Origin of the sequence: Pseudoalteromonas sp. SG43-8 (genome assembly GCF_014164245.1) — a bacterium.
Lineage (GTDB): Bacteria > Pseudomonadota > Gammaproteobacteria > Enterobacterales > Alteromonadaceae > Pseudoalteromonas > Pseudoalteromonas distincta.
Genome location: NZ_JACJEX010000004.1, coordinates 107,693 through 133,375 on the forward strand (window position 1 = coordinate 107,693; position 25,683 = coordinate 133,375).

24 protein-coding genes are annotated in these 25,683 nt (G+C 38.7%); 18 read left to right on the plus strand and 6 right to left on the minus strand.

Translation table 11 applies throughout. The features are described from left to right. Nucleotides 1-85 precede the first annotated feature (85 nt). Nucleotides 86-1,738 carry a long-chain-fatty-acid--CoA ligase FadD gene (fadD, locus tag H5122_RS09965; protein WP_182681953.1) on the plus strand — a complete coding sequence of 551 codons (1,653 nt, stop codon included), beginning with the start codon at nucleotides 86-88 and terminating at the stop codon, nucleotides 1,736-1,738. A 51-nt stretch (nucleotides 1,739-1,789) separates the two neighbouring features. Next, entirely contained in the window at nucleotides 1,790-2,920 is a 1,131-nt protein-coding gene (rnd, locus tag H5122_RS09970; RefSeq protein ID WP_182681952.1) for a ribonuclease D, read from the plus strand. Between the two features lie 370 nt (nucleotides 2,921-3,290). Here rnd and minE read toward each other — a convergent pair whose 3' ends face one another. From minE to minC, 3 genes are read right to left on the minus strand one after another with little or no spacing between them, the layout of a single operon-like run. Continuing rightward, nucleotides 3,291-3,554 carry a cell division topological specificity factor MinE gene (minE, locus tag H5122_RS09975; RefSeq protein ID WP_004334706.1) on the minus strand — a complete coding sequence of 88 codons (264 nt, stop codon included), beginning with the start codon at nucleotides 3,552-3,554 and terminating at the stop codon, nucleotides 3,291-3,293. Between the two features lies 1 nt (nucleotide 3,555). Further along, complete coding sequence (minD, locus tag H5122_RS09980; RefSeq protein ID WP_004334708.1) at nucleotides 3,556-4,365, minus strand: septum site-determining protein MinD; 810 nt, start codon at nucleotides 4,363-4,365, stop codon at nucleotides 3,556-3,558. 5 nt (nucleotides 4,366-4,370) lie between these two features. Beyond that, nucleotides 4,371-5,075, minus strand: coding sequence for a septum site-determining protein MinC (gene minC, locus H5122_RS09985; RefSeq protein WP_024596847.1), 705 nt, complete (start codon nucleotides 5,073-5,075; stop codon nucleotides 4,371-4,373). A gap of 155 nt (nucleotides 5,076-5,230) precedes the next feature. Here minC and H5122_RS09990 point away from each other — a divergent pair, with 155 nt between their 5' ends. Together H5122_RS09990 and H5122_RS09995 are read left to right on the plus strand one after the other, a co-directional pair. Beyond that, nucleotides 5,231-5,518, plus strand: coding sequence for a YcgL domain-containing protein (locus tag H5122_RS09990; protein WP_182681951.1), 288 nt, complete (start codon nucleotides 5,231-5,233; stop codon nucleotides 5,516-5,518). Next, nucleotides 5,511-6,527: a lytic transglycosylase domain-containing protein gene (locus H5122_RS09995; protein ID WP_182681950.1), complete on the plus strand. Its 1,017-nt coding sequence runs from the start codon at nucleotides 5,511-5,513 to the stop codon at nucleotides 6,525-6,527. The genes H5122_RS09990 and H5122_RS09995 overlap by 8 nt, the downstream gene beginning before the upstream one ends. 40 nt (nucleotides 6,528-6,567) lie before the next feature. Here the strand turns inward: H5122_RS09995 and H5122_RS10000 are convergent, their stop codons facing one another. Continuing rightward, entirely contained in the window at nucleotides 6,568-7,113 is a 546-nt protein-coding gene (locus tag H5122_RS10000; RefSeq protein WP_024596846.1) for a GbsR/MarR family transcriptional regulator, read from the minus strand. A gap of 204 nt (nucleotides 7,114-7,317) precedes the next feature. On the opposite strand from H5122_RS10000, the gene adhP reads away from it, so the two are divergent. Further along, nucleotides 7,318-8,328, plus strand: a complete 1,011-nt coding sequence (adhP, locus tag H5122_RS10005; protein WP_182681949.1) for an alcohol dehydrogenase AdhP — start codon at nucleotides 7,318-7,320, stop codon at nucleotides 8,326-8,328. A 138-nt stretch (nucleotides 8,329-8,466) separates the two neighbouring features. On the opposite strand, the gene H5122_RS10010 is transcribed toward adhP, so the two are convergent. Both H5122_RS10010 and H5122_RS10015 read right to left on the minus strand, forming a co-directional pair. Continuing rightward, complete coding sequence (locus tag H5122_RS10010; RefSeq protein ID WP_182681948.1) at nucleotides 8,467-10,887, minus strand: TonB-dependent siderophore receptor; 2,421 nt, start codon at nucleotides 10,885-10,887, stop codon at nucleotides 8,467-8,469. 218 nt (nucleotides 10,888-11,105) lie between these two features. Next, nucleotides 11,106-12,383, minus strand: coding sequence for an amidohydrolase family protein (locus H5122_RS10015; RefSeq protein WP_182681947.1), 1,278 nt, complete (start codon nucleotides 12,381-12,383; stop codon nucleotides 11,106-11,108). A 154-nt stretch (nucleotides 12,384-12,537) separates the two neighbouring features. Here H5122_RS10015 and H5122_RS10020 point away from each other — a divergent pair, with 154 nt between their 5' ends. The 13 genes from H5122_RS10020 to H5122_RS10080 all read left to right on the plus strand — a co-directional run bounded on the left by H5122_RS10020 (nucleotide 12,538) and on the right by H5122_RS10080 (nucleotide 25,674). Beyond that, on the plus strand, nucleotides 12,538-14,379 hold the full coding sequence (locus H5122_RS10020; protein WP_182681946.1) for a DUF885 family protein: 1,842 nt from the start codon (nucleotides 12,538-12,540) through the stop codon (nucleotides 14,377-14,379). Between the two features lie 97 nt (nucleotides 14,380-14,476). Further along, nucleotides 14,477-14,989: a YcgN family cysteine cluster protein gene (locus H5122_RS10025; protein WP_004334734.1), complete on the plus strand. Its 513-nt coding sequence runs from the start codon at nucleotides 14,477-14,479 to the stop codon at nucleotides 14,987-14,989. After that, nucleotides 14,989-15,501, plus strand: a complete 513-nt coding sequence (locus tag H5122_RS10030; RefSeq protein ID WP_024595017.1) for an RNA methyltransferase — start codon at nucleotides 14,989-14,991, stop codon at nucleotides 15,499-15,501. The genes H5122_RS10025 and H5122_RS10030 overlap by 1 nt, the downstream gene beginning before the upstream one ends. Nucleotides 15,502-15,579: 78 nt before the next feature. Continuing rightward, nucleotides 15,580-16,491, plus strand: coding sequence for an ABC transporter substrate-binding protein (locus tag H5122_RS10035; RefSeq protein ID WP_182681945.1), 912 nt, complete (start codon nucleotides 15,580-15,582; stop codon nucleotides 16,489-16,491). Between the two features lie 67 nt (nucleotides 16,492-16,558). Beyond that, nucleotides 16,559-17,815 carry a sugar MFS transporter gene (locus tag H5122_RS10040; protein ID WP_165723870.1) on the plus strand — a complete coding sequence of 419 codons (1,257 nt, stop codon included), beginning with the start codon at nucleotides 16,559-16,561 and terminating at the stop codon, nucleotides 17,813-17,815. 256 nt (nucleotides 17,816-18,071) lie between these two features. After that, nucleotides 18,072-19,961 carry a methyl-accepting chemotaxis protein gene (locus H5122_RS10045; RefSeq protein WP_182674679.1) on the plus strand — a complete coding sequence of 630 codons (1,890 nt, stop codon included), beginning with the start codon at nucleotides 18,072-18,074 and terminating at the stop codon, nucleotides 19,959-19,961. A 5-nt stretch (nucleotides 19,962-19,966) separates the two neighbouring features. Continuing rightward, nucleotides 19,967-21,049, plus strand: coding sequence for a GGDEF domain-containing protein (locus H5122_RS10050; RefSeq protein ID WP_182674677.1), 1,083 nt, complete (start codon nucleotides 19,967-19,969; stop codon nucleotides 21,047-21,049). A gap of 13 nt (nucleotides 21,050-21,062) precedes the next feature. Then, complete coding sequence (locus tag H5122_RS10055; protein WP_182681944.1) at nucleotides 21,063-21,677, plus strand: DsbA family protein; 615 nt, start codon at nucleotides 21,063-21,065, stop codon at nucleotides 21,675-21,677. Nucleotides 21,678-21,927: 250 nt separating this feature from the next. Beyond that, nucleotides 21,928-22,680: a DUF3450 domain-containing protein gene (locus H5122_RS10060; protein WP_182681943.1), complete on the plus strand. Its 753-nt coding sequence runs from the start codon at nucleotides 21,928-21,930 to the stop codon at nucleotides 22,678-22,680. 10 nt (nucleotides 22,681-22,690) lie between these two features. Continuing rightward, nucleotides 22,691-24,058, plus strand: coding sequence for a MotA/TolQ/ExbB proton channel family protein (locus tag H5122_RS10065; protein ID WP_182681942.1), 1,368 nt, complete (start codon nucleotides 22,691-22,693; stop codon nucleotides 24,056-24,058). Between the two features lie 3 nt (nucleotides 24,059-24,061). Continuing rightward, a complete protein-coding gene (locus H5122_RS10070; RefSeq protein WP_182672359.1) occupies nucleotides 24,062-24,589 on the plus strand; it encodes a MotA/TolQ/ExbB proton channel family protein in 528 nt (175 codons plus the stop codon). A gap of 53 nt (nucleotides 24,590-24,642) precedes the next feature. After that, nucleotides 24,643-25,056, plus strand: a complete 414-nt coding sequence (locus tag H5122_RS10075) for a biopolymer transporter ExbD (protein WP_004334764.1) — start codon at nucleotides 24,643-24,645, stop codon at nucleotides 25,054-25,056. A gap of 12 nt (nucleotides 25,057-25,068) precedes the next feature. Then, on the plus strand, nucleotides 25,069-25,674 hold the full coding sequence (locus H5122_RS10080) for an energy transducer TonB (RefSeq protein WP_024597386.1): 606 nt from the start codon (nucleotides 25,069-25,071) through the stop codon (nucleotides 25,672-25,674). Nucleotides 25,675-25,683 lie beyond the last annotated feature (9 nt).

Here is a 25,683-nt window from a genome sequence, read left to right on the forward strand (position 1 = left end):
CCTCCATTAGAGTATTTGCTCAATTGTTAAAGCGCCTTACTTAGATTAAGGTTAATAAAAATATAATTATAAACAGGGGCTAAGAGTGGAAAAAATCTGGCTTAAGCGCTACCCAGAGGGTATGCCTGAAACAATCGATCCTGAGCATTACAACTCGTTACTCGAAGTGTTCGAAAAAAGTTTTACTGAATACACCGATTTACCTGCATTTACTAATATGGGTAAAACGCTGTCTTATAGCGAAATAGATACAGCAACAAAAAAGGTTGCCTCCTACATTCAAAATGATTTAGGTCTTAAAAAAGGCGACAAAGTTGCCGTAATGATGCCTAACTTACTACAAACACCAGTCACCATTTTAGGTATTTTACGTGCAGGTTGTGTGGTTGTAAATGTTAACCCACTTTACACTGTGCGTGAGTTAGAGCATCAGTTAAAGGATTCTGACACTACCGCTATTTTCATTTTAGCAAACTTTGCTGACACACTTGAAAAGTCACTTGCACACACTGATGTTAAACACATTGTAGTAACGCAAGTAGGCGACATGGTTGGTGGGCTTAAAAAGCACATAGTTAACTTTGTTGTGAAGCACATTAAAAAAATGGTGCCAAAGTTCAACTTACCAAACACAATTAACTTTTCAGACGTTTTAGCTGCAGACGAAACTAAATATACACGTCCTGAAATGAGCTTGTCCGATCTTGCTTTTTTACAGTACACCGGTGGCACTACAGGTGTATCAAAAGGGGCAATGCTGAGCCATGGCAATATGGTTGGTAACCTTGAGCAAGTTTCAGGCTGTTTAGACAAAGTGTTAAATCGTGGTACAGAAGTTGTTGTTACCGCTTTACCGCTTTATCATATATTTGCTTTAACAGCTAACTGCCTGACGTTTATGAAGTACGGTGGTTTAAATATATTAATCACAAATCCACGAGATATGCCTGGGTTTGTTAAAGAGCTAGGTCAGCATAAATTTACAGCTATTACTGGTGTTAATACGTTATTTAACGGTTTATTAAACACACCAGGTTTTGCTGAACTCGATTTCAGTCATTTAAAAATGTCACTTGGTGGCGGTATGGCCGTGCAACGTCCTGTTGCTGAAAAGTGGCAAAAAGTGACTGGCTCAAAATTAATGGAAGGCTATGGCCTTACAGAATGTTCTCCATTAGTAACTATTAGTCCTTATGATTTAGAAGCATATAACGGCTCTATTGGTTTGCCTGCGCCTAATACTGAAATTAAGCTAATACTTGATAACGGTGAAGAGGCTGCTAAAGGTGAACCGGGTGAAATGTGTGTGAAAGGCCCGCAGGTTATGGTGGGCTATTACAAGCGACCAGATGCCACAGCTGAATGTTTAAATGATGGCTGGTTTGCAACAGGTGATATTGCAACTTATGACGATGAAGGTTTCTTCTTTATTGTAGATCGCAAAAAAGACATGATCATTGTATCTGGCTTTAATGTTTTCCCTAATGAGATAGAAGAGGTAGTGGCTATGCACGAAGGTGTGCTTGAAGTTGCTGCTATTGGTATTCCTCACGATGTAAGTGGTGAACAAGTTAAAGTTTTTGTTGTTAAAAAAGACCCTTCTTTAACTGAAAAAGATATAATAAGTCACTGTCGTGATAATTTAACTAATTACAAGGTCCCAAAACTGGTAGAGTTTAGGGATGAGTTACCTAAAACTAACGTAGGTAAAATACTCCGAAGAGCCTTGAAAGATTAGCAACCTATAAAAAAGCCGACATATGTCGGCTTTTTTATTGTAGGAGATTAAGTGCAATACCAATTGATCGAAACCCAAAATCAACTGAACACTTTTGTTGAACAAATAAAAAATAAGCCTATTTTAGCTATTGATACTGAGTTTATGCGTCGTCGCACTTTGTATCCAGAAGTTGCACTTATCCAAGTTTTTGATGGTGAGCATTTAGCGCTTATCGATCCGTTAGCTGAGCTCTCATTATTCGATTTTTGGGAAATACTAAAAGATCCTAGTGTTTTAAAAGTACTGCATTCTCCTTCAGAAGATATTGAGGTTTTTCAAAAATACGCAGGCTTTGTTCCATCCCCACTTTTTGATACACAATTTGCGTTGCAGTTACTTGGGGAAGGTAACTGTATGGGCTTTGCCCTTATGGTAAAAGAGTTGCAAGGTATTGAAATAGATAAAAGTGAGTCACGCACTAACTGGCTGCAACGTCCGTTAACTAAAAAACAGTTAGATTATGCTGCTGCAGATACTTTTTACTTATTGCCGTGTTTCGAGCTGATTATAGAGCGTATTAATGCCGCTGGGTTCTTTGACATTGTAATAAACGAGAGTGAGCTGATAGCTAAAAAACGTGCGTTTCAAACACCAGACGAGCTTTTATATAAAGATATTAAAAATGCATGGCAACTCAAACCGCACGAACTTGCGGTTTTAAAAGAACTTGCTGTATGGCGCAGAAACAAAGCCATTAAGAAAAATTTAGCGCTAAATTTTGTGTTAAAAGAACATAACATGACTGAAATTGCCAAACGTGGTCCTTCAAGTTTAAATGCTCTACGTCAAATTCCAGGAGTTGAAGCTATTGAAGTTAATCGCTCTGGTGTAGATATAATCAAGTGTATTGAAGTTGCCAAAGCAGTGCCAGATGCTGAGCATCCTGAAGTACTTAAGCGCTTAATTGATTTTCCTACTTATAAAAAAGTAGCCAAAGATATTAAACAAAAGATCACTAAAGTCGCTAAAGAGCACAATATACCAGAAGACGTTATGGCCTCTAAAAAGCAAATTAATCAATTGATTAGTTGGAATTGGAAGTTAACTAATGAGCAAAAACAAAGCCATATTAAGCCTGATTTATTAAGCTCTTGGCGCTATAACTATGTTAAAGACGCTTTAAAAGAATGGGATACTTAAGACTAGATATTTTTTTTACTGTGTAATACTCATACCAATCCGCAATAATACTTAATCATTTTGCGGCGCTAAACGTGTCGTTACCTGTGTTAAAAAAATCTCATTTACGACTGCATGGATGCAGAAGGTAGAGCAATGCAGGAGCAATTGCCGAGAACAACTAAATAGCGATTTTTTGCCTAGCTATCAACACGTTTTTCCATCCTCAAAATAGATCACTTAATTAAGCGAATTGGTATTATCTATAGTTTTTGTGTTACATAGTGAAAAAGTTTTAGTTGCATGCAAGGGATTAAAACGTAGATATTTAGAAAGTTATTACAAAGTAAAAGAAAATAAAGAGGGCGCTTATAAAGCGCCCTTTCTTCAATTACTTCTTTTCTTCATCAGGTAGTGTAACGTTTAGCTCAAGTACGGCTAAATCGTCTTCGTTTTGATCAAACTGAACCTGAACTGCATCGGTACTTACGTTCACGTATTTACGGATCACATCTAAAATATCTTGTTTTAATTGTGGTAAGTAATCCGGCGTTCCTCGTTGAGAACGCTCGTGCGCGACAATGATCTGCAATCGCTCTTTTGCTAGTGACGCACTGTTTTTCTTTTCTGAGCGGAAGTAGTCAAGTAAAGACACGTTAACCTCCAAAAATCCGTTTAAATAAGCCTTTTTTCTCAACGTCTAAGAAGCGAAAATCGACGGTTTCACCTAGTAAGCGGTTAATTGCATCAGAATAAGCTTGGCCTGCATCAGATTCTGTATCCAATATAACAGGTTGGCCTGAGTTTGAAGCACTTAATACCGCTTGCGATTCAGGAATAACCCCTAATAATGGGATTGACAGAATATCTTGCACATCTTCTACCGATAGCATTTCACCTTTTTCAACACGACCAGGGTTATAGCGTGTTAATAGTAAGTGTTCTTTAATATTTTCTAGGCCTTCTTCAGCACGTTTTGATTTGCTGTGTAAAATACCTAAAATACGATCTGAATCTCGAACTGACGACACTTCTGGGTTTGTTGTAACAATTGCTTCATCAGCAAAGTACATCGCCATCATAGCGCCAGCTTCAATACCTGCTGGTGAATCACATACTATGTAATCAAAGTCTTCTTTTAGTTCATTTAGTACGCGTTCAACACCTTCACGTGTTAAAGCATCTTTATCACGAGTTTGTGAAGCAGGTAGTAAAAATAATTTATCTACACGTTTATCTTTAATAAGCGCTTGGTTAAGGTTTGCCTCACCATTAATTACATTTACAAAGTCATAAACAACGCGGCGTTCACAACCCATAATTAAATCTAAGTTACGTAAACCAATATCAAAGTCGATAATAACTGTTTTATAGCCTTTTAACGCTAAGCCTGTGCCAATTGCAGCACTTGATGTTGTTTTACCAACACCGCCTTTACCTGAGGTAACGACAATTACTTTTGCCATGAGATTTATCCTTTAACCAAAGCTGAAATTTCTAATGATTCGTCTTTTTGTTGTATTTGCACTGCATTTCCCCAATGTTCACCTTGTAGCGAATCACTGATCCAGTAATTACCATCTATTGAAACCAGCTCGGCTTCAAGTTTTTGGCAAAAAATGTGTGCTTCTTTAAAACCTTTTGCGCCTGCAATAGCGCGACCGCGTAGCGTGCCATAAATATGCACATTCCCATCGGCAATGACTTCCGCACCATGACTAACTGCGCCAAGTACTATCAAATCTCTATCTTTTGCATAAACTTGTTGTCCAGAGCGAACTGTACCGCTGATAATTTGCGCTGGTAAATGCACCGTTTTTTCTACAATCGATGTATTGGGCTCTTGTTTAACAGGTTCGCTCTTAACGTCTTGTGAATAATTTAAAACAGATAAGCCAGCGGCCTTTGCTTGAGTATGTTGCTCATCTGAGCCATTACACACACCAACCGCATTAAAACTCATTCGCTCGATTAATGATTTTAAGTGAACAAAATCAAGTGAACTGTTTTTAATTTCTATTAAATTAACGACAATAGGCGCACCCTCAAAAAACTTAGGGGCCTGGGCTATTTTTACATACAGTTGTTCTGCTAAAAGGTTTATATCAGTACTATAAAGATGCAAAACTGATAACGTAAAAAGATTCCCTTTTAACTCAAAAATTTGGTCCGACATACACGCTCAATTGATTTGTCTGATTAGAAATTAATTTTAGATAAACGTAGGCTGAATAGGGCCTTTATTGAAATTTCTAATCTAATTTTTCTAACTTATTATTACTCTCATGTTATAGTGTGCGGCATTGTTAAGCAAGAATTTATAGGGCCATAATGCTCACTGCAGTATATAAAAGTAAGAAAAAAGCGGATACGTTCTTATTTGTTGAAAAAAGAGATGATTTTAGTAAAGTTCCGGAACCTTTGATGACCATGTTTGGTCAACCTGTTTATTTGATGATCATCAATTTAGCAAAACGTGAGCATTTAGGTGGGGCAGATTTAGAAACTGTAAAAGCAGCGTTATCAAATCCTGATAAAGGCTACTACTTACAAATTCCACCACCTGAGATAAATTTGCTAAGCCAATTACGAAAAGACAATGGAGTTGATAGTGATTAAAAAACTTATCGTTATATTATGTGGTGTATGTTTAAGCTCACCTGTTATGGCAAAAACTCAGGCTGAATTTCAAGATTATTTAGCGAATTTAAAGCAAGAAGCTATCGCAAAAGGTTACGAAGCCAAACTTATTGACGATGCGTTTGCAACAGCAACGTATAAAGAAAAAGTGGTTTCGGCTGACAAAAACCAGCCAGAAGTAAAAGAAACCCTTGAAACGTATTTACCAAAACGTGTACCACAATGGAAAATTGACCGCGCACGTAAGCTTTACGCAGAAAACAAAGAGGTACTTGAAAAAGTAGCGAAAGAGTTTGGCGTACAAGCACGCTTTATAGTCGCGCTTTGGGGGCTTGAAAGTAACTTTGGTACAATTCAAGGCGGTCATAACGTTATTTCATCATTAGTGACACTTGCTTTTGATGGACGCCGTGAAGCACTTTATAAGCGCCAACTTTGGGCTGCACTGGATATTTTAAAGTCGGGCCACATAACGCTTGATAAATTTAAAGGCTCTTGGGCAGGCGCAATGGGGCAAACGCAATTTATGCCTACCTCTTTTAATGCTTACGCGGTTGATTACAACAACGATGGTCGTAAAGATATTTGGACTACAAAAGAAGATGCTTTTGCCTCAATTGCTAATTATCTAAAGCAAGAAGGCTGGAACGACTCTCTTACGTGGGGTCGCCAAGTTCAGTTACCTGAAAACTTTGATAGTAAATACGTTTTAGTGCGTGGTACCAAAACTCGCAAGCAGTGGTTAGAATATTGGAACGACTCAGAGCGCTCATTAGCTGATTGGCAAGCACTGGGTGTTCGTAAAGCTGATGGTTCTGATTTACCTAATGTAGACGTACTTGCTGCGCTGGTTATGCCTGATGATATAAATGGCCGTATGTACTTAGCGTACGATAACTACAAAGTGTTTATGCATTGGAATCGCTCGTATTACTTTGCTACTAGTGTAGGTTACTTGTCGGATAGAATTGGTTATCCAAAAATCTAATTTTTAAAATATACCTATAAATAAAGCCGCAATTGCGGCTTTATTCTTTTTTGAATATCTTTTCTTTTAGGTCAATAACTTTACCAATTCCAGAACCTAGCTTCATTAGCTTATTAAGTTGCTCTGGCGTTAAACGCTGTAGTTCTGATGACCATTTAGTGACTGTTTCAAGTAGGTTGTGAATCTCACCCATTTGTTTTTGTGCGTAAAGTTCATCGTCGTTACTGGCTTCGTCTAATAAGTTATCGCGTAGTAGCGTTAAGGTGGGCTCAATTTCGCGCTTTTTACGTTCTTCAAATACGCGATTTGCCATATCCCATATATCGCCAGCAGGGGCGTAGTACTCTTTACGATCGCCAGGAATATGCTGTACTTTAATTAGCTGCCACGATTGCAGCTCTTTAATGCCCATACTTACATTACCGCGAGAAATACTAAGCGCATCTGCAATCTCATTAGCTGTCATTGGGTTTTTAGTAATAATCAGCAAGCCACACATTTGTCCGATCGTACGATTGAATCCCCAGCGGCTGCCCATCTCACCACAATGCATTACAAAGGCAAAATTCTTTTCGGATAAACTCATAGCTTAGTAACTTTCAGTAATTTCAGAAAGTAAATGCTAGCACGCTCATTATGGATAGCAAGTTCTTAGCAGGCTTATAAGTTAATTTAAATGACTAAAATATGATTTAGATTAATATTTATACATCTATATTGGGATATGTTGTACACAACAATACGTAAATAAAATCTTATTTTTAATTTTTTCACATACGATGGAATGACTATGAAAGCTGCAATTAATACTCAATACAAAGGTAAATTAGAAATAACAGACTTACCAATTCCTGAGGTGGGAATAAATGATGTTTTAGTAAAAATAGCGGCCTGTGGCGTTTGCCATACCGATTTACATGCCTGTCATGGGGATTGGCCAGTAAAACCAAAAATGCCATTAGTACCAGGGCACGAAGGTGTCGGTGTTATCGAAAAAGTCGGAAGCAACATTAAGCACTTAGAAGTTGGCGATAGAGTCGGTATTCCTTGGCTCTATAGTGCATGTGGGCACTGTGAGTTTTGCCTAGATGGTAAAGAAACACTGTGTTTATCGCAGCACAATACTGGCTATTCTATTGACGGTAGTTATGCAGAATATTGTTTAGCGCATGGCGACTACGTTGTAAAAATACCAGAAGAACTCGGTTTTTCTGAGGCTGCTCCATTATTTTGTGCAGGTGTTACAACCTATAAAGCATTAAAAGTATCCGGTGCTAAACCAGGGCAGTGGGTTGCTATTGTTGGTGTGGGCGGGCTTGGTCATTTAGCAGTACAGTACGCTAAAGCAATGGGTTTTAATGTAATAGCTGTTGATACAGGTAAAGAAAAACTCGCGCTTGCTAAAGAGCTAGGCGCAGATATCACCCTCGATTTTAAAGAGGTGGTTCCAAGCGAAGCTATTTTTGAACAAGTAGGTGGCGCGCATGGTGTTGTGTGTACTGCGGTGTCTAAAGCGGGGTTTGAACAAGCCTTTAAAAGTGTACGCCGTGGCGGTAAATGCGTATTAGTGGGATTACCTCCAGAGGATATGCCACTTCCTATTTTTGATACTGTGCTTAATGGCGTGTCAGTAGTGGGCTCTATTGTTGGTACACGTAAAGATTTGCAAGAATGCTTGGAATTTGCAGCGCAAGGTAAAGTAAAAGCGATTATTGAAGAAAAACGCTTAGAGGACATTAATGAGATTTTTGATGATATGCTCAAAGGTGAAATTAACGGTCGCATAGTCGTTACTATTTAATTTAGATTAAGCGTTTATAAAACGCAAAAAAGCACGGCTTCTAAGTTAGAAAACCGTGCTTTTTAAGTATTTAACTAACCTGAGCGCTGAAAATAGCTGCTTGAGATAGATTTATTATCCAGAGTTCAGGTTAACCAATTAAAGTGTGTAACTAAAACTTAGTTTTGCATTACGCTCTTCGCCTGGCATACCACCTAAAAACATTGCTTTTGAATAATACTTCTTGTTGAACAAGTTATTTAAGTTTAACTGCATATGCCATTTATCAGTTGTATACGATACAGCTGTATCGTAAGTCGTATAACTTGGTACATAACCATCAGGAATCGAAAACGAACTTGAATTAGTACTTCTGTTATCTACAAATGTAATACCACCACTTATATTTACAGCTTCAGGTAAGTTAAACATATCTGCGTAGTAGGTTACCCACGTACTTGCTGTTACGTAAGGCACACCTTTTTGGCGTGTATCGTAACTGCTGCTATTAGGATTACTTTTGTCACGTGCATCTTGATAAATACCGTTTACGTTTACTTTCCATTTATCGTTCAAGTAAGCATTTAAATCAAGCTCAACACCTTTTGTTTGTTCTTTACCATCATAATAGCTTTCAGGTACATCTGAGCTTGATGTTAAAGCGTCATAAAGCGGGTTTGCGTATTCTAAATTAGTACGAGAGCTTTCAAATATAACAACAGATGCGAGTAGTTGGTCATCAAATGCTTTAAATCTAAAGCCTAGGTCGTTACTTATAGACTCTGAATCTTCTCGGTCAGCTTCATTACCTGCCACAGAGCCTAATACACTATACGCTGTACGCCCTTTTGAATGATTTACAAATACAGATAAATCTTCAGATGGCTGATACGTCGCACCCAGGTTATACGTTAAGCCAGAATCTGATGTACTCGCTTCAGGTGTTGGCTCTGCACGGCTAGAACTGTAACGCTCATCAACACCAAAGTGCTCATAAGTTTGCTCAATTCGGTTATATGCTACACCAATACGCGTTGTAAGTTCTTCAGTTATGTAGCCTACATGTTGAATACCTAAGCCCCATGCTTGTACTTTTTTATTGTAGTCGCTGGTTTTAAGTGGATCGAAGTCATCAAAGCTGCCAGATGGCCAATTTGGTTCTCTTATATCGTAAATATACGGTAAAGAACCTTGGTACGTTACATCACCATCATTGTTTGTGAGTACGTAATCTTGATCCCATATTGAGAATTGTTTAAAACGAATATCTCTATCTTCGTAGTTGGCGTTAACAAGCAATTCGTTATCTACGTCGCCTAACATAAAGTCATAACGTAAATCTAAAAAGTATTGCCACGATTTTTCATCTGCTTCTACTTGGCGGTATTCTTGGCGGCGTGCTGCATATGGGTAAAGTACACCGTCTTCAACTAATGGAGCTCGGGGGTCGTTATTGATAATTCCACTGCGCGTTGAATAGACGTAGTTATATGCACCTGTTTGGCGTGCAAAACTAGATGTGTAGTTGCGGTACTGTAGCTGCTGGTTTAAAAACAAATCGTCAGTAATGTAGTAGTTATGCGTTAATTTAAAACGCAGCTCTTCACCTTCGTTGGCATCAGCCATTGGTGAAATAATACCATTTGTGCCAAAGCTATAAGGTGTTAAGCCATCAGATGCTGATAATGAATTAGCAAGTTGGTCGCGTTGTGCATCACTTAACTGTACGCCGCTTCCTGTCGGATCGTTTACTAAATCGGCACCGGTTACTTCACCTGCGCTTAAACCGTTTGCCGTTTCTGCGTTGTAAATACGAATAGGGTGACCAATAGAATCAACCGCTATTTCATCTTTTATATAGGCTGCAGAAAGCATGATGTTTTGTCTGTCGTTTAGCACGTATTTAAGCGAGGTATAAATTTCGTCGCGATCTTCTTTTAAATCGCGAAAGCCGTCACTTGACGCTGTTTTAGCCATTACACGATAAGCTAAATCATCTGTTATAGCGTTAGTGCTATCAAACGATAATGAATAGCTATCCCACTGGCCAAGCTCAGCCGCAACTTTGTGTTTTTCTTCAAACTCGGGTTTTTTTTCAATTAGGTTAATTACGCCACCTGCACTACCAATGCCATATAAACCTGTTGCTGGGCCTTTTAAAACCTCAACAGATTCAACATTTGTAAGTGAACGAGTTGGGTTAAATGTATTACCTAGGCCTGCACCACCGTACATACCATCGTAGGTGTAGTTTGCATCTAAACCACGAATTACTAAGTTATCACCAATACCGTAATTATTACCTGCTTGTGTTAAGCCACTTACGTTTCTAACTAAATCTTGTAAGCTATCCACACCTTGAGATTCAATCAGTTCTCGGTCAATAATTACTATCGGTGCAGGAGTTTCCATTAAAGACATGTCTGATTTAGTAGCAAGACCAGAGCTCATCACCACGCGGTTTTGCTTTTCGTATACGCTGATGCGTTCAATATCAGCATCAACTTGTGTATTTTGGGCAAATGCCATATTTGCATTTAAACAAGCAAGAGTAATAAGAGAGTACTTAAACGTTTTCATAGAGTGATAACTATTCGCGTTATTGAATTTGCGCGAATGATAATGGTTATTGTTTTTAAAGTGAATAGAAAGTTCGTTTAATTTGATTAAATAAAACTGTTCGGATAATTAATAGACAAAAGCGAGTCTAATAGGGGGGCGGTGAACCTTTTATGGCATATTCAATATGGGTGAGAGTTTTATTAAGGCTGAGTAAACTCAGCCTTAATAGCGTGTATTTACAGTTGGTTTTTATAAACAACACCTGCTTTCATTACAAAAGGTACTGCCTCTAAGGTTTTAATACTTTTAAGAGGATTTGCTTTAACCGCAATTATATCAGCTGCAAATCCGGTTTTAATTTGTCCTAACTGAGTATCCATTTTTAATAACTTAGCGCTATTAATAGTTGATGCTTGAATGGCTTGTAGTTCTGTCATGCCAAATTCAACCATGCGGCTAAACTGTTTTGCATTATCTCCGTGCGGGTAAATTGCTGCATCGGTACCGAACACCATTTTAACACCCGCTTTTACGGCACGGCTAAAGCTATCACGTTGCCTTTTAGAAACTTGGCGCTCTTTATTTAGGTTTTCTTCGTCTACGCCGTTTTGCTCGCCATAAGTGAGCGTATATTCGGTATTATAAATATCCATAGAAAGCCAAGTACCATGCTCTTTGGCAAGTGCTATCGCTTCGTCATCTAAAAAGCTGGCGTGCTCTACGCTATCAACACCTGCTTTAATGGCCGTTTTAATCCCGCTTGTGCCGTGTGCATGGGCAGCTACTGGTAAATCTCGCATATGGGCTTCATCAACAATGGCTTTCATTTCTTCAAAAGAATACTGCTGTGCACCTACTTTAGTCCCTTTTGAAAATACTCCACCTGTGGCGCAAAACTTAATAGCGTTTGCCCCGTATTTAATGTTTTCGCGTACTTTTATACGCGCAGCCCATGGACCGTCTGCGACGCCACTTGAAGTATATTTAAGTTCAGGAGGTAGGCGGTTGTTATCACAGTGCCCGCCAGTAATTCCGAGTGATGGCCCTGCAGCCCAAATACGAGGGCCAACTATGTCACCTGCATTTATGCCGTCACGCACGGCTATGACGCTGTAACCTTCTGCGCCAACATTACGTACTGTTGTAAATCCGGCTTCTAAGGTTTTTTTAGCAAAATGAGCCGCTTTAATCGCCATTCTAGGAACTGACTGGCCTAAACGTTCACTGCGCGGAACCGTAGGGTCGCTCGTTAAATGCACATGCATATCCATTAAACCTGGCATAAGGGTTAAATCAGGGAGTTGAATATGTTTATCACCTTTAGACAGCGTTGGTTTTTTATTTTGTTCAATGTTTGTAATTACGCCATCATCAATAGTAATTAAGGGGGATTTAATGAGCTTGCCATCTTTAACATCAACCATGGCTTTAGCTGATAGGTATGTAACTGCATGGGTATTAAAAGCGGTTAAGCAAAGTAAGGCAATAGAGGTGCTGAGTAGTTGTTTTTTCATTTTATTTTTCTTTTAAATCATAATTTAATTAATAGAAATGTAACAAGTTCAGATAAAAGTGCAAATTTAATACGATGAATGCAATCTATCGTAATTTCTTTATTAAGCACGCTTTAATGCGCATAATTAAAAAACGATATTAAAAAGGATTAACATGAAATCAATTAAATTAGCATTAGTTGCCAGTGGCGTTATGTTTGCTTTAAGTGGCTGTATGAATACTGAGCTTAGTACACACACTAATACCAGTACACAGTCAAACACAGTTAACGCATCAGCAGGTATTGTTTCAGAGCTTTCAGCAGAGCAACAACTCGATGTACTTGTTGTACAGTATTACGATGAATCGCTCACATATAGCCCCATCAGCGCAACGTACAATGGTCGTAACGAGTTTAACGATCAATTTACGCCTGAGATTTCAAAAGAAAATAGAGCTAAAAAAGCCGCTTTTTATAAAAAATATCAACAGCGATTAAACTTTATAGATAAAGCACAGTTAACAGGGCAATCGCTTTTAAGCTTTGAAATATTAGAGCGCGACCTTGCACTTAAATTAGAAGGCATGCAGTTTCCTGATTATTTATTACCAATAAATCAAATGGCGGGTGCGCATAACACCTTTGCAGGTTTTGGTTCAGGTCAAAGTGCTCAGCCGTTTAATACCGTTGAAGATTACACGGCTTTTATCTCGCGTAGCGAAGGTTTTGTAAAGTGGCTTGCAAGTGTAGAGCGTTCAATGGCGCAAGGCATTAAACTAGGTATTACGTTACCAAAGCCACTTGCTGAAAAATTACAGCCACAATTTGCAGCTCATGTAGTTAAAAATGCCGAAGATTCACTATTTTGGGGTCCAATTAGAAAATTACCAGAATCGTTTAGCGCACAGCAAAAGCAAAAAATTACAGCGCAGTATCGTCAATTGATTATGCAGCACTTAGTACCGGCTTATAAAAGCATGAGTGACTTTTTAGCTAATCAGTATATTCCTAATAGTCGAGAAAGCGTAGGTTACAGTGACTTACCAAACGGTAAAGTATGGTACGAATACCAAATTAAGAAAAACACAACGCTTAGCTTATCTGCAGACGAAATTCATGACATTGGTTTAAGTGAAGTGTCGCGTATTTTAAGCGAAATGAAAAAAGTAAAAGAAACCGTAGGCTTTAAAGGTGAGCTATCTGAATTTTTTGATCATTTACGTGATTCAGATGAATTTTACTACGACACGCCCGAGGAGTTAATTGCGGCATATGAAAACGTTAAGAAAAAAATAGATGCGCGTTTACCTCTACTTTTTAACATAGCACCCAAAGCACCTTACGTTGTAAAAGCAGTTGAAGCCTACAGAGCGCAGTCGGCAGCAGGTGCATCTTATGCATCTCCGGCGCCTGATGGCTCTCGCCCTGGTATTTTTTATATCAATGCTTATAACTTAAAAGCGCAGCCTAAATTTTTACTCGAAACTTTATCGATTCACGAAGCAGCCCCGGGTCATCACTTTCAAATAGCACTTCAGCAAGAAATAGAGGGCTTACCTGATTTTCGTAAATTTGGTGGTTATACCGTGTTCGCAGAAGGTTGGGCGCTATACGCAGAAAGCTTAGGCAAAGAGCTAGGCTTATTTACCGACCCTTATATGTGGTATGGACGTTTATCGGATGAGCAATTACGCGCAATGCGTTTAGTGCTTGATACTGGTTTTCATGCAAAAGGGTGGACGCGTCAACAAGGTATAGATTACATGCTTGCAAATTCATCTATGGCCAAGAGTGATGTAATTGCAGAGGTTGAGCGATATATTGCATGGCCAGGACAAGCGCTTTCTTACAAGTTAGGGCAATTTAAAATTCAAGAATTACGTGATTTTTCTAAAAAACAACTCGGTGATAAATTTGATATTAAAGCGTTTCACACGCAAATATTAATTGATGGCGCATTACCAATGCCAATCCTTGAGGAAAAAATTAAGCGTTGGGTTAAATCTCAAAGCTAATTTGTAGCGCAAAGCCAGTACTTTGAAAGGGTATTGGCTTTGCGCCATTTACAGCAATACGGTAGAATGCGCGCTCTTTAGGGGGCACGAGAAAACTATGTTTGATCAACAATTAGCAAATACACAATTTTGGCTTAAAAAAAGCTTAAGCGACATGAGTCAAAACGAATGGGAAGCCATTTGTGATGGATGCGGAAAATGTTGTTTAAATACGTTTATTGATAGCGAAGATGAAGACGAATTTACCGCCACCGATCAGTTACGCGAAGGTGAGCAATTAATATTTACTAATATTGTATGTCAGTATCTCGATAACAACACCTGTGGTTGTAGCGAATATGAAAACCGCCAAACGCTTGTTCCTTCTTGTGTAAAACTCACAAAAGAAAACCTTAAAGACATCTTTTTTATGCCACAAAGCTGCAGTTACCGTCGTTTACATGAAGGTCGTGGTTTGGCTTCTTGGCATCCGTTATTAAATAATGGTGATAAAACAAAGATGCATGAGCTAGGTATTTCTGTAAAAGACAAAACAGTAAAAGATTGCGATGTAAAGCTCGACGACTTTGATTTGTACATTGCAGAATGGCCAACAAAGGACGTAGATTAATGAGTAAACAACAAGCCGTAATTGGTTTAATCAATCCTAAAAGCCCGACAAATGTTGGCGGTGTATTGCGAGCAGCTGGCTGTTATGACGCTAAACAAGTTTTTTTTACAGGCAATCGCTACTTAAATGCCAAAAAATTCCATACAGATACAAAAAATGTAGTGGAACGTATTCCTTTAACCGAAACAGATAATTTAGAAGCAATAAAGCCACAAGGCGCAACGGTTGTGGTTATTGAGCTTATTGAAGGTGCAACACCTTTACCTGAGTTTAAACATCCTGAAAATGCATTTTATGTATTTGGCCCCGAAGATGGCTCTGTATCAAAAGACGTCTTAAAGTGGTGTGATGAAGTGGTATATATTCCAACTATTGGCTGTATGAATTTAGCGGCAACCTGTAATGTAGTTTTGTATGACCGCTTAGCTAAATTAGGCGGCGTTGAGAGTAGTGACGATACTATTATTAGCTCTCGTGATACAAACAATAAAATGAGGTGGCAAAAAAGCTGATTAGTTAAGGTTTATTTGTGCAAAAGTGATAGTAGTAGCTAAACTTAAAAACACTATTAATCACAAATAGATACTAAAATGCGCTGGTTTTATTTTATATTATTGCTAACAACTAGTAATAGTTTTGCTGAAACATCGGTTGAGTATTTTCAAAATGATACTCAACACACCTTAACTGGGCATTCCCATAAATCAGGGGTGCTCTATGAAGCTAAGAACTCCAAACAAACACTTCATCTAGCCACACTCGATTGGCCTCCCTATATTGGTAATAATGTATGTAATAAAGGCTGGGTTTATCAATTTTCAATTGCCTTGTTAAATAGTAAGGGCTACAGCGTATATATTGAATTTTTGCCTTGGGCAAGAGCTGTACGAAATGTAGAACTAGGCAGGGCTGACATACTAATGCCTGAATACTTTATAGAAGATACAGCCCCCTCCGATTATGTTGATGGTAAAACACGTCGAGAATTACTCGGCTTATCTAATTCGTTTAAAGGTGGCGAAATTGCTTTTTTAAAAAGGAAAGGCGATACAGACCATTTCACAGGAAACTTGAACTCGCTCAAAGGGCTTAAGATTGGTGTTGTTAGAGGGTATCAAAATACGCCAGAGTTTGATGCTATGATGGACAATGGCGAGTTTGAAGTTATCACCTCTGTTGATGATTTACAGCTTGTTAAGCTACTGACTGCTAAACGTGTTGATTTGGTTATAGGCGATCCTCAAGCATTGAAATCATCTGTGGCTTACTCCTCTTTAACTAAACCTGAAAAACAGTCTTTGCTTTCTTCCATTGAGCAAGAAAGCATTCCTTTGCAATATAACTCTTTATATTTTGCCATTAGTAAGCGTGCGCATAATTGGCTTTTAGTATTAGAGGATATAAACGAAGGGCTTTATCAGTTTAATAACAGTGGCGAAATAGACCGAATTATTAGGGCGACCAACACGCAATGCGAACAACCCTATTGGAACGTTCTATAAGTGCGCTGACTAATTTATATTTAAACATGTAAAATCGTTTTCAACTTGTTAATGGAGTGAAAACGACGTGAGTGAAATAAATACAAACCAATCATTCGCGGTCAACGAACAGCCAAATAAAAATTATCTGTTTCCACTGACTGCAATGACTACCCTATTTTTTTTATGGGGCTTTATTACTGTTTTAAACGATGTACTAATACCACGCTTAAAAGGCGTATTTGATTTGAGCTTTTTTGAAGCGATGCTAGTACAGTTTTGCTTTTTTGGGGCTTACTTTATTGTTTCTATTCCTGCGGGGCTTTTAGTTAAGCAATTTGGTTACAAAAAAGGGATTTTAACTGGTTTAATTGTGGCTTCAATGGGGTGTATGTTGTTTTACCCTGCTGTTGTAGTACATGAATATTGGCTATTTTTAGGCGCTTTATTTGTACTTGCTGCAGGCGTAACAGTACTTCAGGTTTCTGCTAACCCTTATGTTGCTGCTCTTGGCAGCGAAAAAACAGCTTCTTCTCGTCTAAATTTAGCACAAGCACTTAATGCGCTTGGTACTACCGTTGGGCCTTATGTTGGTGGTTTATTATTTTTCGGTACGGCAGGTAGTTTAGCTGCATCTGCAGCAACTGCTGAATCTGTAAAAGTGCCTTATTTAATGCTTGCTGGCGCTTTATTACTTATCGCTATTGTATTTGCCTTTATAAAGCTTCCAGAAATTGAAGCCCACAAAGAGGAAAATAATACAGCAATTGAATCTCGTTCGTTAATGCAAGCACCGCACTTAACTATGGGTGTACTTGCTATATTTTGCTACGTAGGCGGGGAAGTTGCCATTGGCAGCTTTTTAGTTAACTACTTTGGTGAGGCGCACATAGCAGGGCTTGAAGAGCATACTGCGGCCGCACTTATTAGTTATTACTGGGGCGGGGCAATGGTAGGGCGTTTTATAGGCTCTGTATTATTACAAAAGATAGCACCTTCTAAAGCTATAGCGTTTAATGCATTTAGTATTATTGCGCTATTATTGATCACTATTTTTACTCAAGGTGACGTCGCTTTATACTCAGTATTGGCAATTGGTTTATTTAACTCAATTATGTTCCCGACTATATTTTCAGTTGCAATCGAGCGACTAGGATCATTGACGAGCAAAGGTTCTGGCTGGTTATGTTTAGCAATTGTTGGTGGTGCACTTGTACCATTACTACAAGGGTTTATAGCTGATACAGTAAATATACAGCAAAGCTTTTTTGTTCCAATGTTATGTTATGTATTTATTGCATGGTACGGTTTAAATGTTGTTCGCTTAGCAAATAAGTGGAAATAACAGACTATACAAGAGTGACTGAATACGTATTCAGTCACTTATAAAGCTATTTTTAATGGGAACGTTCCACAGGCTATAAATCTAGTCATTAATTATTTAATATTAGCCAGTTACCCACCAAAGCCTATTTTTTTTACAATCCTTTATTCTTATTTTTCATCAATAACCTAACTGTAAGTCTCTTTTACTAGGACATTTAGCTAAATTTTTGCTAAAACAGTAAGGCTAATAACGATAAATAATAAAAAGGATGTATATGCTTAACTCGTTGAAATTTACTTCCAAAGTGACTATTGCAGCCTCCTTAATTTTGGTTTTGGTGCTAGGGTTATTTACTTTTAATAACTACATTGCGATGCGCAAGCAAACCGAGCAGCAGTTAAGTTTGGTATTGCAACAAAATTCCGAATCTGTTTCACAAAATATAGCGAGTTGGTTAAATGCAAAGTTGGCGATTGTTATATCAATTGCTAAAACCCATAAAGCTAATGATTCTAAAGCACTCACCCTTTCACAATTAAATACAGCAGAGCTTGCTGGAAGCTTTAAAAATACGTATATAGGTAAATCCAGCGGCACGTTTATATTAAACGATCAATCAGTCGTTTTACCTGCAGATTTTGATGCGACTTCTCGCCCTTGGTATAAATTAGTCGAAAACAAATCAAATACCGCTTTTACAACTCCTTATATTGATGTAACCACTAACGAGCTTACAATTTCAGCGGTAGTACCCATACTCCAAAATGGCCAATTTAGCGGCGTTGCAGGTGCCGATATTGATATGCAGACCGTGACAAAAATTATCAACGATATTGACTTTTTAGGACTCGGTTATGGTTTTTTACTCGACAGCAAAGGCCAAGTGTTAAGCCATCCAAATGCTCAGTTAAACTTAAAAAATACATCAGACATCTTTGGCACTAATACGCCTTTACAAAGTGAGTTTACCCAGTACGAGATAAACGGAGAGTCTAAGCTTATTTCGTTTACAAAAATTAGTGGTATTGAAAACGTAGATTGGTACCTAGGTGTTGTTATAGACAAAGATAAAGCGTATGCCAGTGTCTCTAATTTTGGCCAAACCGCAGCTGTTTTTATGGTGATAGGAATTATCACTATTATAATTATGATGCAGCTTTTATTACGCTATTTAATGCAGCCAATGAATCGTTTAAACGATGCTATTAAAGATATAGCACAAGGTGAGGGCGATTTAACAAGGCGTTTAACCGTTGAAAACGACGATGAATTTGGCGATTTAAGCTATTCATTTAATATTTTCATCGAAAAAATTCAGCATTCAATAGAGCAAGTAAAAGAGTCTACAAAGCAATTAGATACAGCTATTGAGAGCTTGGTATCACAAACACATTCTTCGCTGTCTATGTATGATGATCAAAGTAAACGAACCGATAGTGTTGCAGCGGCTATCAACCAGTTTTCAGCTACATCAATGGATATCTCAAGTAATGCAGAGAGTGCATCGCAGCTTGCTAAAAATGCAGATGAACATTCAACACAAAACCAAGAAGCATTAAGCCACAGTGTTGCAACTATCCACCAGCTCTCGGGTAATATGGAAAAAGCTCAGCAAACTATAAACAGTTTAAATTCACATACAGCCAGTATTGGCCAAGTGCTTGAAGTTATTAAAGGTGTAAGCGAGCAGACTAATTTATTGGCACTTAATGCCGCAATTGAGGCCGCTAGAGCAGGAGAGGCGGGACGCGGTTTTGCCGTTGTAGCAGATGAAGTTCGCCAATTAGCGCACCGCACTCAACAGTCAACGCAAGAGATTGAAGACACGGTTAGTCAGTTGCAAAAAGGCTCAAACCTTGCTGTAGAGCTTATGAAAACAAGCCTTGAAGGCAGTGAAAAAAGCGTGCAACAAGCCGATGCTGTTGGCAATTTAATGAGCCATGTTATACAAGCGATTCAACAAATTAACGATGCAAATCACTCTGTGGCCACTGCAACAGATGAGCAAAACCAAGTTGTTAAGTTATTAGATACAGATATTCAAACAATTAATTCGCTTTGTATACAAGGCAAGGCCAACTTAAATGACACACTTGACGAATGTACCAAACTAAAACAACAGTTTAGTGCTTTAGAAAATATGGTTCAAAAGTTTAAAGTATAAAATTAATGACTAAAAAAAATGTGAATAAACCAAATTGGCTCAGTCTAATAAATATCGACAGTGTTTATAGCTCAGACATGCAACGCAAAGCGTTTTCTTTATTTACCATGATTGGGATTTCAATTGTGTTGATCGCAGTATTAGTGTTTTTTAATTATAAGCTTTATTCGCCACTACTAACCGCTTCATTAATTATCGTTAACATTACAAATATAAGCTGTTCTATCTACTTTATAAAAACGGGTAACCTGCAAGTTGTGGCATTAATAAGTGTGAGCATTGTGTGCATGATGTTTGTTGCACTTGTTTATACCGGCGGTAAAGATAATACCGCGCTATATTGGCTAATGTTTTATCCTGTCGTAACGTTTGCATCTTTAGGGGTTAGATTAGGTGCTTGGTTAGGCTGTACCTTACTGTTTTCTTGTATTGTTATTTTATACGGCCCTGACTTTGGTCAAGTTAGCTATGGCAACGTAGAAAAAACACGTTTTATAGCGTCCTTTTCTATGGTGTTTTTATTCTCATTTATTGGTGAGTATTTTAGGCATAAAAGCCACATGGCTATTGCCGATATTACGCTAGAGCAAAAACAAGATGCTTATACTGACCCCCTTACTGGCATAGCAAATAGGCGTTTTATTACCTCTCATTTTTTAAAGCTTGCTCAAACACGCCCAGAGCAGTACTTACCTTTTTCAATTTTGTTAATTGATTTAGATAATTTTAAATCTTTAAACGATACGCATGGCCACGATTTCGGTGATACGGTATTGATAGAATTTACCAAACTTCTTGAGTCTCAATTTTTGGCAACTGCGTTAAAGGCTCGTTATGGCGGTGAGGAATTTGTTGTTATTTTACCGCAGCTCACTGCCTCTGCTGCCTCTGTAATTGCGAACAAATTTCGAGAAGCCGTGGCCGGGCATGTTATATTTACTGATGACAAGCAGCGTATTTCAATCACCTGTAGCATTGGTATTTCCCAAGTAAATAAAGTAACTGATTATGATGATTCATTAAAGCAAGCTGATGAAGCTCTTTATAGTGCAAAGGCTTCAGGTCGCAATAGAGTCGTCTCAAACTAGTTGAAGGATTAATATGTCTCAAAGTAAGTTAATATATGTTCATGACCCAATGTGTAGTTGGTGTTGGGGTTACTCACCAACCTGGCTTAAGCTAAAATCAGAGCTTGCTGGTAAAGTGGTAATAGAATATAAAGTAGGTGGCCTAGCACCCGATAGCCAAGACCCAATGCCACAAAATATGAAAGAGATGCTTGAGGGAACTTGGCATAAAATTTCAGCGCAGTTAGGTACGCAATTTAATTATGATTTTTGGCGTAATTGCCAGCCAAGGCGTTCAACGTATCCCGCATGCAGAGCTGCACTTATAGCGCGTAAAGCGGGTAAAGAAGCTCAAATGGTGGCTGCTATCCAACACGCTTATTACCTAAATGCAAAAAACCCGTCTGATGAAAGTACATTAATTAGTTTGGCTGAAAAAATTGGCTTAATTAAAGATGAGTTTTCGGAGCAGCTAGCGTCAAGCGAGCTTAATGAGGAGCTCAAAGCGGAGTTATCCTTTGTTCGCACTTTACCAATTCAAGGTTTTCCCTCACTAGTGCTTATTAAAGATAATAAAGCTTACCCTATAGAAATTAATTATACCGATTGGCACTATTCCCTTAATCAAATTATTTCAATTTTGGATTAACCACCTTCTTGCATCTACTTAATTGGGGTATTTGGCCAGCAAGTACCCTTATTCGCGTTAAAACCTCCTCGTAAGTCTTAATTGTTACCATTGTCATAAAAGCGACTTTTTTGCGCAACATCCTTGTCATGTTTCATCTATAAACTCCTGCTCATTGAATTATTAAGTCATAAATTATTTATATAACAAAGTTTATGACCTAAAAAAACAAACTAGCAAATCCGCTAACTAACGAGTAAAGGTGTATGCGATGAAAGGCGTTAAACCATTAATCTTAGCTGGTATTGTGGCCGCAAGTGCAGCAGTACACGCAAACGATTTAGATAAGGTTATTGATAAAAGCAGTGAAATTAATAAATCAGCTGCGCAATCACAAACAAAAATAGACAAGATTGCAGATTCAATGCAAGGACGTTTACAGCAATTTCAAACCCTCAATAAAGAGATTGATGGTTTAGCTGTATACAACGCCCAGCTAACTAAACAATTAAATAATCAAATAGAAGAGATGGAATCTTTAAACCTGTCAATGGATCAGGTTTCTATTATTGAACGTCAAATTACGCCGCTAATGCTTAGAATGATTGAAGGTCTTGAGCAGTTTGTATCTTTGGATATTCCATTTTTAGCTGATGAGCGCACAAAGCGCGTTACGTCTTTAAAAGAAATGATGAATCGTGCTGATATTAACTCAAGTGAAAAATTCCGCCGTGTACTTGAAGCGTATCAAGTAGAAGTTGACTACGGGCGCACTATTGAAGCTTATACCGCACTTTTAAATGTGGATGACAAAGAGCGTGAAGTTGATTTTTTACGCATTGGCCGTTTAGAGCTTATTTACTTAACACGCGATGGCAAAAAAGCAGGTAGTTGGAATGCAGACACAAAATCATTTGAAGCATTACCAGACTCTACAATAAGCCAAATTAATAAAGGTTTACGCATTGCGCGTAAACAACTTGCCCCAGATATGTTAACTCTGCCAGTACATGCAGCAGAATAAGAGGTTGAAAATGAAATTGTTTACTCAAATGACAAAAATAGCTCTTTTTGCTGCAAGCCTAAGCATTACTGGTGCAAGTATAGCGGCAGAGCCAATGAACTTAGATTCATTACTTAAAACGCTCGAAAATGGTAAATCAGCTCAAAGCGAGCAAAATAAACAACGTGAACAAGAGTTTGCGGCTCGCCAAAACGAGCAAGTACAAATGCTTAAAAATACCCAAGCAAAGCGCAATCAAATGCTGGTGGAATCTGAACGTCTAGAAACGCAATTTGAAGAAAACGAAGTAAAACTTGCTAACTTAACAGACACGCTTTCTAAACGCATGGGTTCGCTTAAAGAGTTGTTTGGCGTTCTTCAACAAGTTGCAGGGGATTCTAGTAATAAGTTTGCGACATCAATAGTATCTGCTCAGATTGCTGGGCGCAGTACGTTTATGGATGACCTTGCTCAAAAGATGGGCTCAACTTCAAAACTTGCTTCAATAGAAGATATTGAAAAAGTATGGTTTGAATTACAACGCGAAATGACCGAGCAAGGTAAAGTAAGTCGTTTTAACGCAAGTGTTATTGTTGAAGGCGGTACTAAAGCACAGCAAGAAGTTGTGCGAGTGGGCGCATTTAACCTCGTATCAAACGGCAAGTATTTAGAGTTTAATTCCTCGACTAATTCTTTGAGTGAATTAACTCGCCAACCTGTATCGCGCTTTACTGCAACAGCAGAAGAGCTACAAAGCACTAAAAGTGGCGTGGTGCAATTTGCACTTGACCCAACAGGTGGCTCTATACTTGGTTTATTAGTACAAGCACCGGATACCCAAGAGCGTGTTCACCAAGGTGGCACAGTGGGTTATGTGATTTTAGGCGTAGGTGTTATTGCACTTCTTATATCACTTGAGCGTTTTTTCTCACTATTGATTATGGGCGGTAAAATTCGTCGCCAGCTTAAAGATACAGTTGCACGTGATGACAATCCGCTTGGACGCGTAATGAAAGTAAAAGATCAATTTCCAAGTGTTTCACACGACACACTGGAGCTTAAACTAAGTGAAGCTATTTTACGTGAAATGCCAAAAGTGACGCGTAATTTAACACTTATCAAAATCATCTCTGTTGTTGCACCGCTGTTAGGTTTATTAGGTACAGTAACCGGCATGATTAATACATTCCAAGCAATCACCTTATTTGGTACTGGGGATCCTAAATTAATGGCGGGTGGTATTTCTCAAGCACTTGTAACAACGGTATTGGGCTTAGTGGTCGCCATACCAACGGTATTTTTATACACCTTACTTAATACGCGCGCTAAAAATATCTTGTTAACTATCCAAGAGCAGAGCGCCGGTATTATTGCAGAGCGAAGCGAGAAAGGAGCATAAACCATGGTGCTATTGATTGACTCAATCAATGCTATCCGTGATTTTCTCGACACCGGTGGCCAAGTTCTCTTGGTCATCGGGGTGTTAATCTTCGCGATGTGGTTATTGATACTCGAGCGATTTATTTACTTTTTTAATGGTTTTAGAAGCTATAAACACGCTCTTAAAGCCACTTGGATTAACCGTGCAGAACGAGATAGCTGGAATGCAGAGCAAATACGCGAAGCGATGATATCGCGAGCTGGTATGCGCTTAAACACCAATCTTTCTTTGATTAACGTGATGGTTGCTTTGTGCCCGCTACTTGGTTTGTTAGGCACTGTGACGGGCATGATAGAAGTGTTTGATGTAATGGCAATTACCGGCACAGGTAGTGCCCGCTCAATGGCATCAGGGGTATCTAAAGCAACTATCCCGACAATGGCAGGTATGGTAGGTGCGTTATCTGGGGTATTTGCCTCAACGTACTTACAACGAAAAGCTAAGCGCGAAGTAGAACTACTACAAGACAGCATGGTTTTAGACCATTAAGCAAAATTTTGATAAGCGGCTCTTATAAAGCCGCTCATCCTAGGAGAATAAAAATGAGAGCCCCGTTAGGAAACCTATTTCAAGAAGACGAAGCTGAAGAAATAAACATGACCCCAATGTTAGACGTTGTATTTATCATGCTTATTTTCTTTATTGTAACTGCCTCTTTTGTTAAAGAAGCTGGTATTGATGTAAACCGCCCAGAAGCCGCAACAGCTGTTAAAAAAGAGCGTGCTAATATTTTAGTGGCTATTTCTGATACAGGCGAGATTTGGATTAATAAACGTCAAATTGATGTACGCGCAGTACAAGCCAATATCGAGCGTTTAAAAGCAGAAAATCCACAAGGTAGCGTTGTGATTCAAGCGGATAAAAAAGCCACTACCGAAATGTTGATTAAGGTGATGGATGCCTCGCGCGCGGCGGGCGCATTTGATGTATCAATTGCCGCACAAGATGCGTCTTAAGGGCTAGTTATGTTGCGATATTTAGTTGCATTAGTGATAGCCGGTGTAGTGACCTTTATGTTGTTTTTAGGCATGCAGGCACTGATCACTGGCGGTGAAGGCGCTATGACGGATCCGGTAAAGGGTAACGTACTTGATTTTGTTCGCTTGAAAAAAGAAGAAACCGTACAAAAAAAAGAGCGTAAGCCACAAAAGCCACCAACACCAAAAGAGCCGCCACCACCAATGGAATCACCGCAAATGCAAAATAGTGATGCTACAGCAAATGCTAACAACTTTGACTTTGGTGCCAATGTAGATGCGGATGTAAATTTAGCCGGCGGGTTAGCACTTGAAACAAGTGATGGTGAATACTTACCGATTGTAAAGGTGGCCCCTGTTTATCCGCGCCGTGCGTTATCACGTGGCATAGAAGGCTACGTTATTGTTGAGTTTACAGTAACTAAACAAGGCACTGTACGCGACCCACAAGTAGTAAAAGCAGAGCCTGAGTCACTTTTTGATAGAGCTGCGATGGATGCAGCCCTTAAATTTAAATATAAACCGCGCGTAGTAAACGGTGAAGCCGTTGAAGTTGCGGGTGTTCAGAACAAAATATCTTTCCAAATTAGCGGTTAATTTAGTAAT

What these genes read in the sequence shown, in the direction of transcription:
- H5122_RS10010 (WP_182681948.1), bottom strand. Translation starts at nt 10,887, where the DNA reads ATGAAAACGTTTAAGTACTCTCTTATTACTCTTGCTTGTTTAAATGCA.
- H5122_RS10030 (WP_024595017.1), top strand. Translation starts at nt 14,989, where the DNA reads ATGAGTAAACAACAAGCCGTAATTGGTTTAATCAATCCTAAAAGCCCG.
- minC (WP_024596847.1), bottom strand. Translation starts at nt 5,075, where the DNA reads ATGTCGGACCAAATTTTTGAGTTAAAAGGGAATCTTTTTACGTTATCA.
- H5122_RS10055 (WP_182681944.1), top strand. Translation starts at nt 21,063, where the DNA reads ATGTCTCAAAGTAAGTTAATATATGTTCATGACCCAATGTGTAGTTGG.
- H5122_RS10050 (WP_182674677.1), top strand. Translation starts at nt 19,967, where the DNA reads ATGACTAAAAAAAATGTGAATAAACCAAATTGGCTCAGTCTAATAAAT.
- H5122_RS10060 (WP_182681943.1), top strand. Translation starts at nt 21,928, where the DNA reads ATGAAAGGCGTTAAACCATTAATCTTAGCTGGTATTGTGGCCGCAAGT.
- H5122_RS10025 (WP_004334734.1), top strand. Translation starts at nt 14,477, where the DNA reads ATGTTTGATCAACAATTAGCAAATACACAATTTTGGCTTAAAAAAAGC.
- H5122_RS10075 (WP_004334764.1), top strand. Translation starts at nt 24,643, where the DNA reads ATGAGAGCCCCGTTAGGAAACCTATTTCAAGAAGACGAAGCTGAAGAA.
- minD (WP_004334708.1), bottom strand. Translation starts at nt 4,365, where the DNA reads ATGGCAAAAGTAATTGTCGTTACCTCAGGTAAAGGCGGTGTTGGTAAA.
- H5122_RS10070 (WP_182672359.1), top strand. Translation starts at nt 24,062, where the DNA reads ATGGTGCTATTGATTGACTCAATCAATGCTATCCGTGATTTTCTCGAC.
- H5122_RS09990 (WP_182681951.1), top strand. Translation starts at nt 5,231, where the DNA reads ATGCTCACTGCAGTATATAAAAGTAAGAAAAAAGCGGATACGTTCTTA.
- H5122_RS10065 (WP_182681942.1), top strand. Translation starts at nt 22,691, where the DNA reads ATGAAATTGTTTACTCAAATGACAAAAATAGCTCTTTTTGCTGCAAGC.
- H5122_RS10045 (WP_182674679.1), top strand. Translation starts at nt 18,072, where the DNA reads ATGCTTAACTCGTTGAAATTTACTTCCAAAGTGACTATTGCAGCCTCC.
- H5122_RS10035 (WP_182681945.1), top strand. Translation starts at nt 15,580, where the DNA reads ATGCGCTGGTTTTATTTTATATTATTGCTAACAACTAGTAATAGTTTT.
- H5122_RS10015 (WP_182681947.1), bottom strand. Translation starts at nt 12,383, where the DNA reads ATGAAAAAACAACTACTCAGCACCTCTATTGCCTTACTTTGCTTAACC.
- H5122_RS10020 (WP_182681946.1), top strand. Translation starts at nt 12,538, where the DNA reads ATGAAATCAATTAAATTAGCATTAGTTGCCAGTGGCGTTATGTTTGCT.
- adhP (WP_182681949.1), top strand. Translation starts at nt 7,318, where the DNA reads ATGAAAGCTGCAATTAATACTCAATACAAAGGTAAATTAGAAATAACA.
- H5122_RS10000 (WP_024596846.1), bottom strand. Translation starts at nt 7,113, where the DNA reads ATGAGTTTATCCGAAAAGAATTTTGCCTTTGTAATGCATTGTGGTGAG.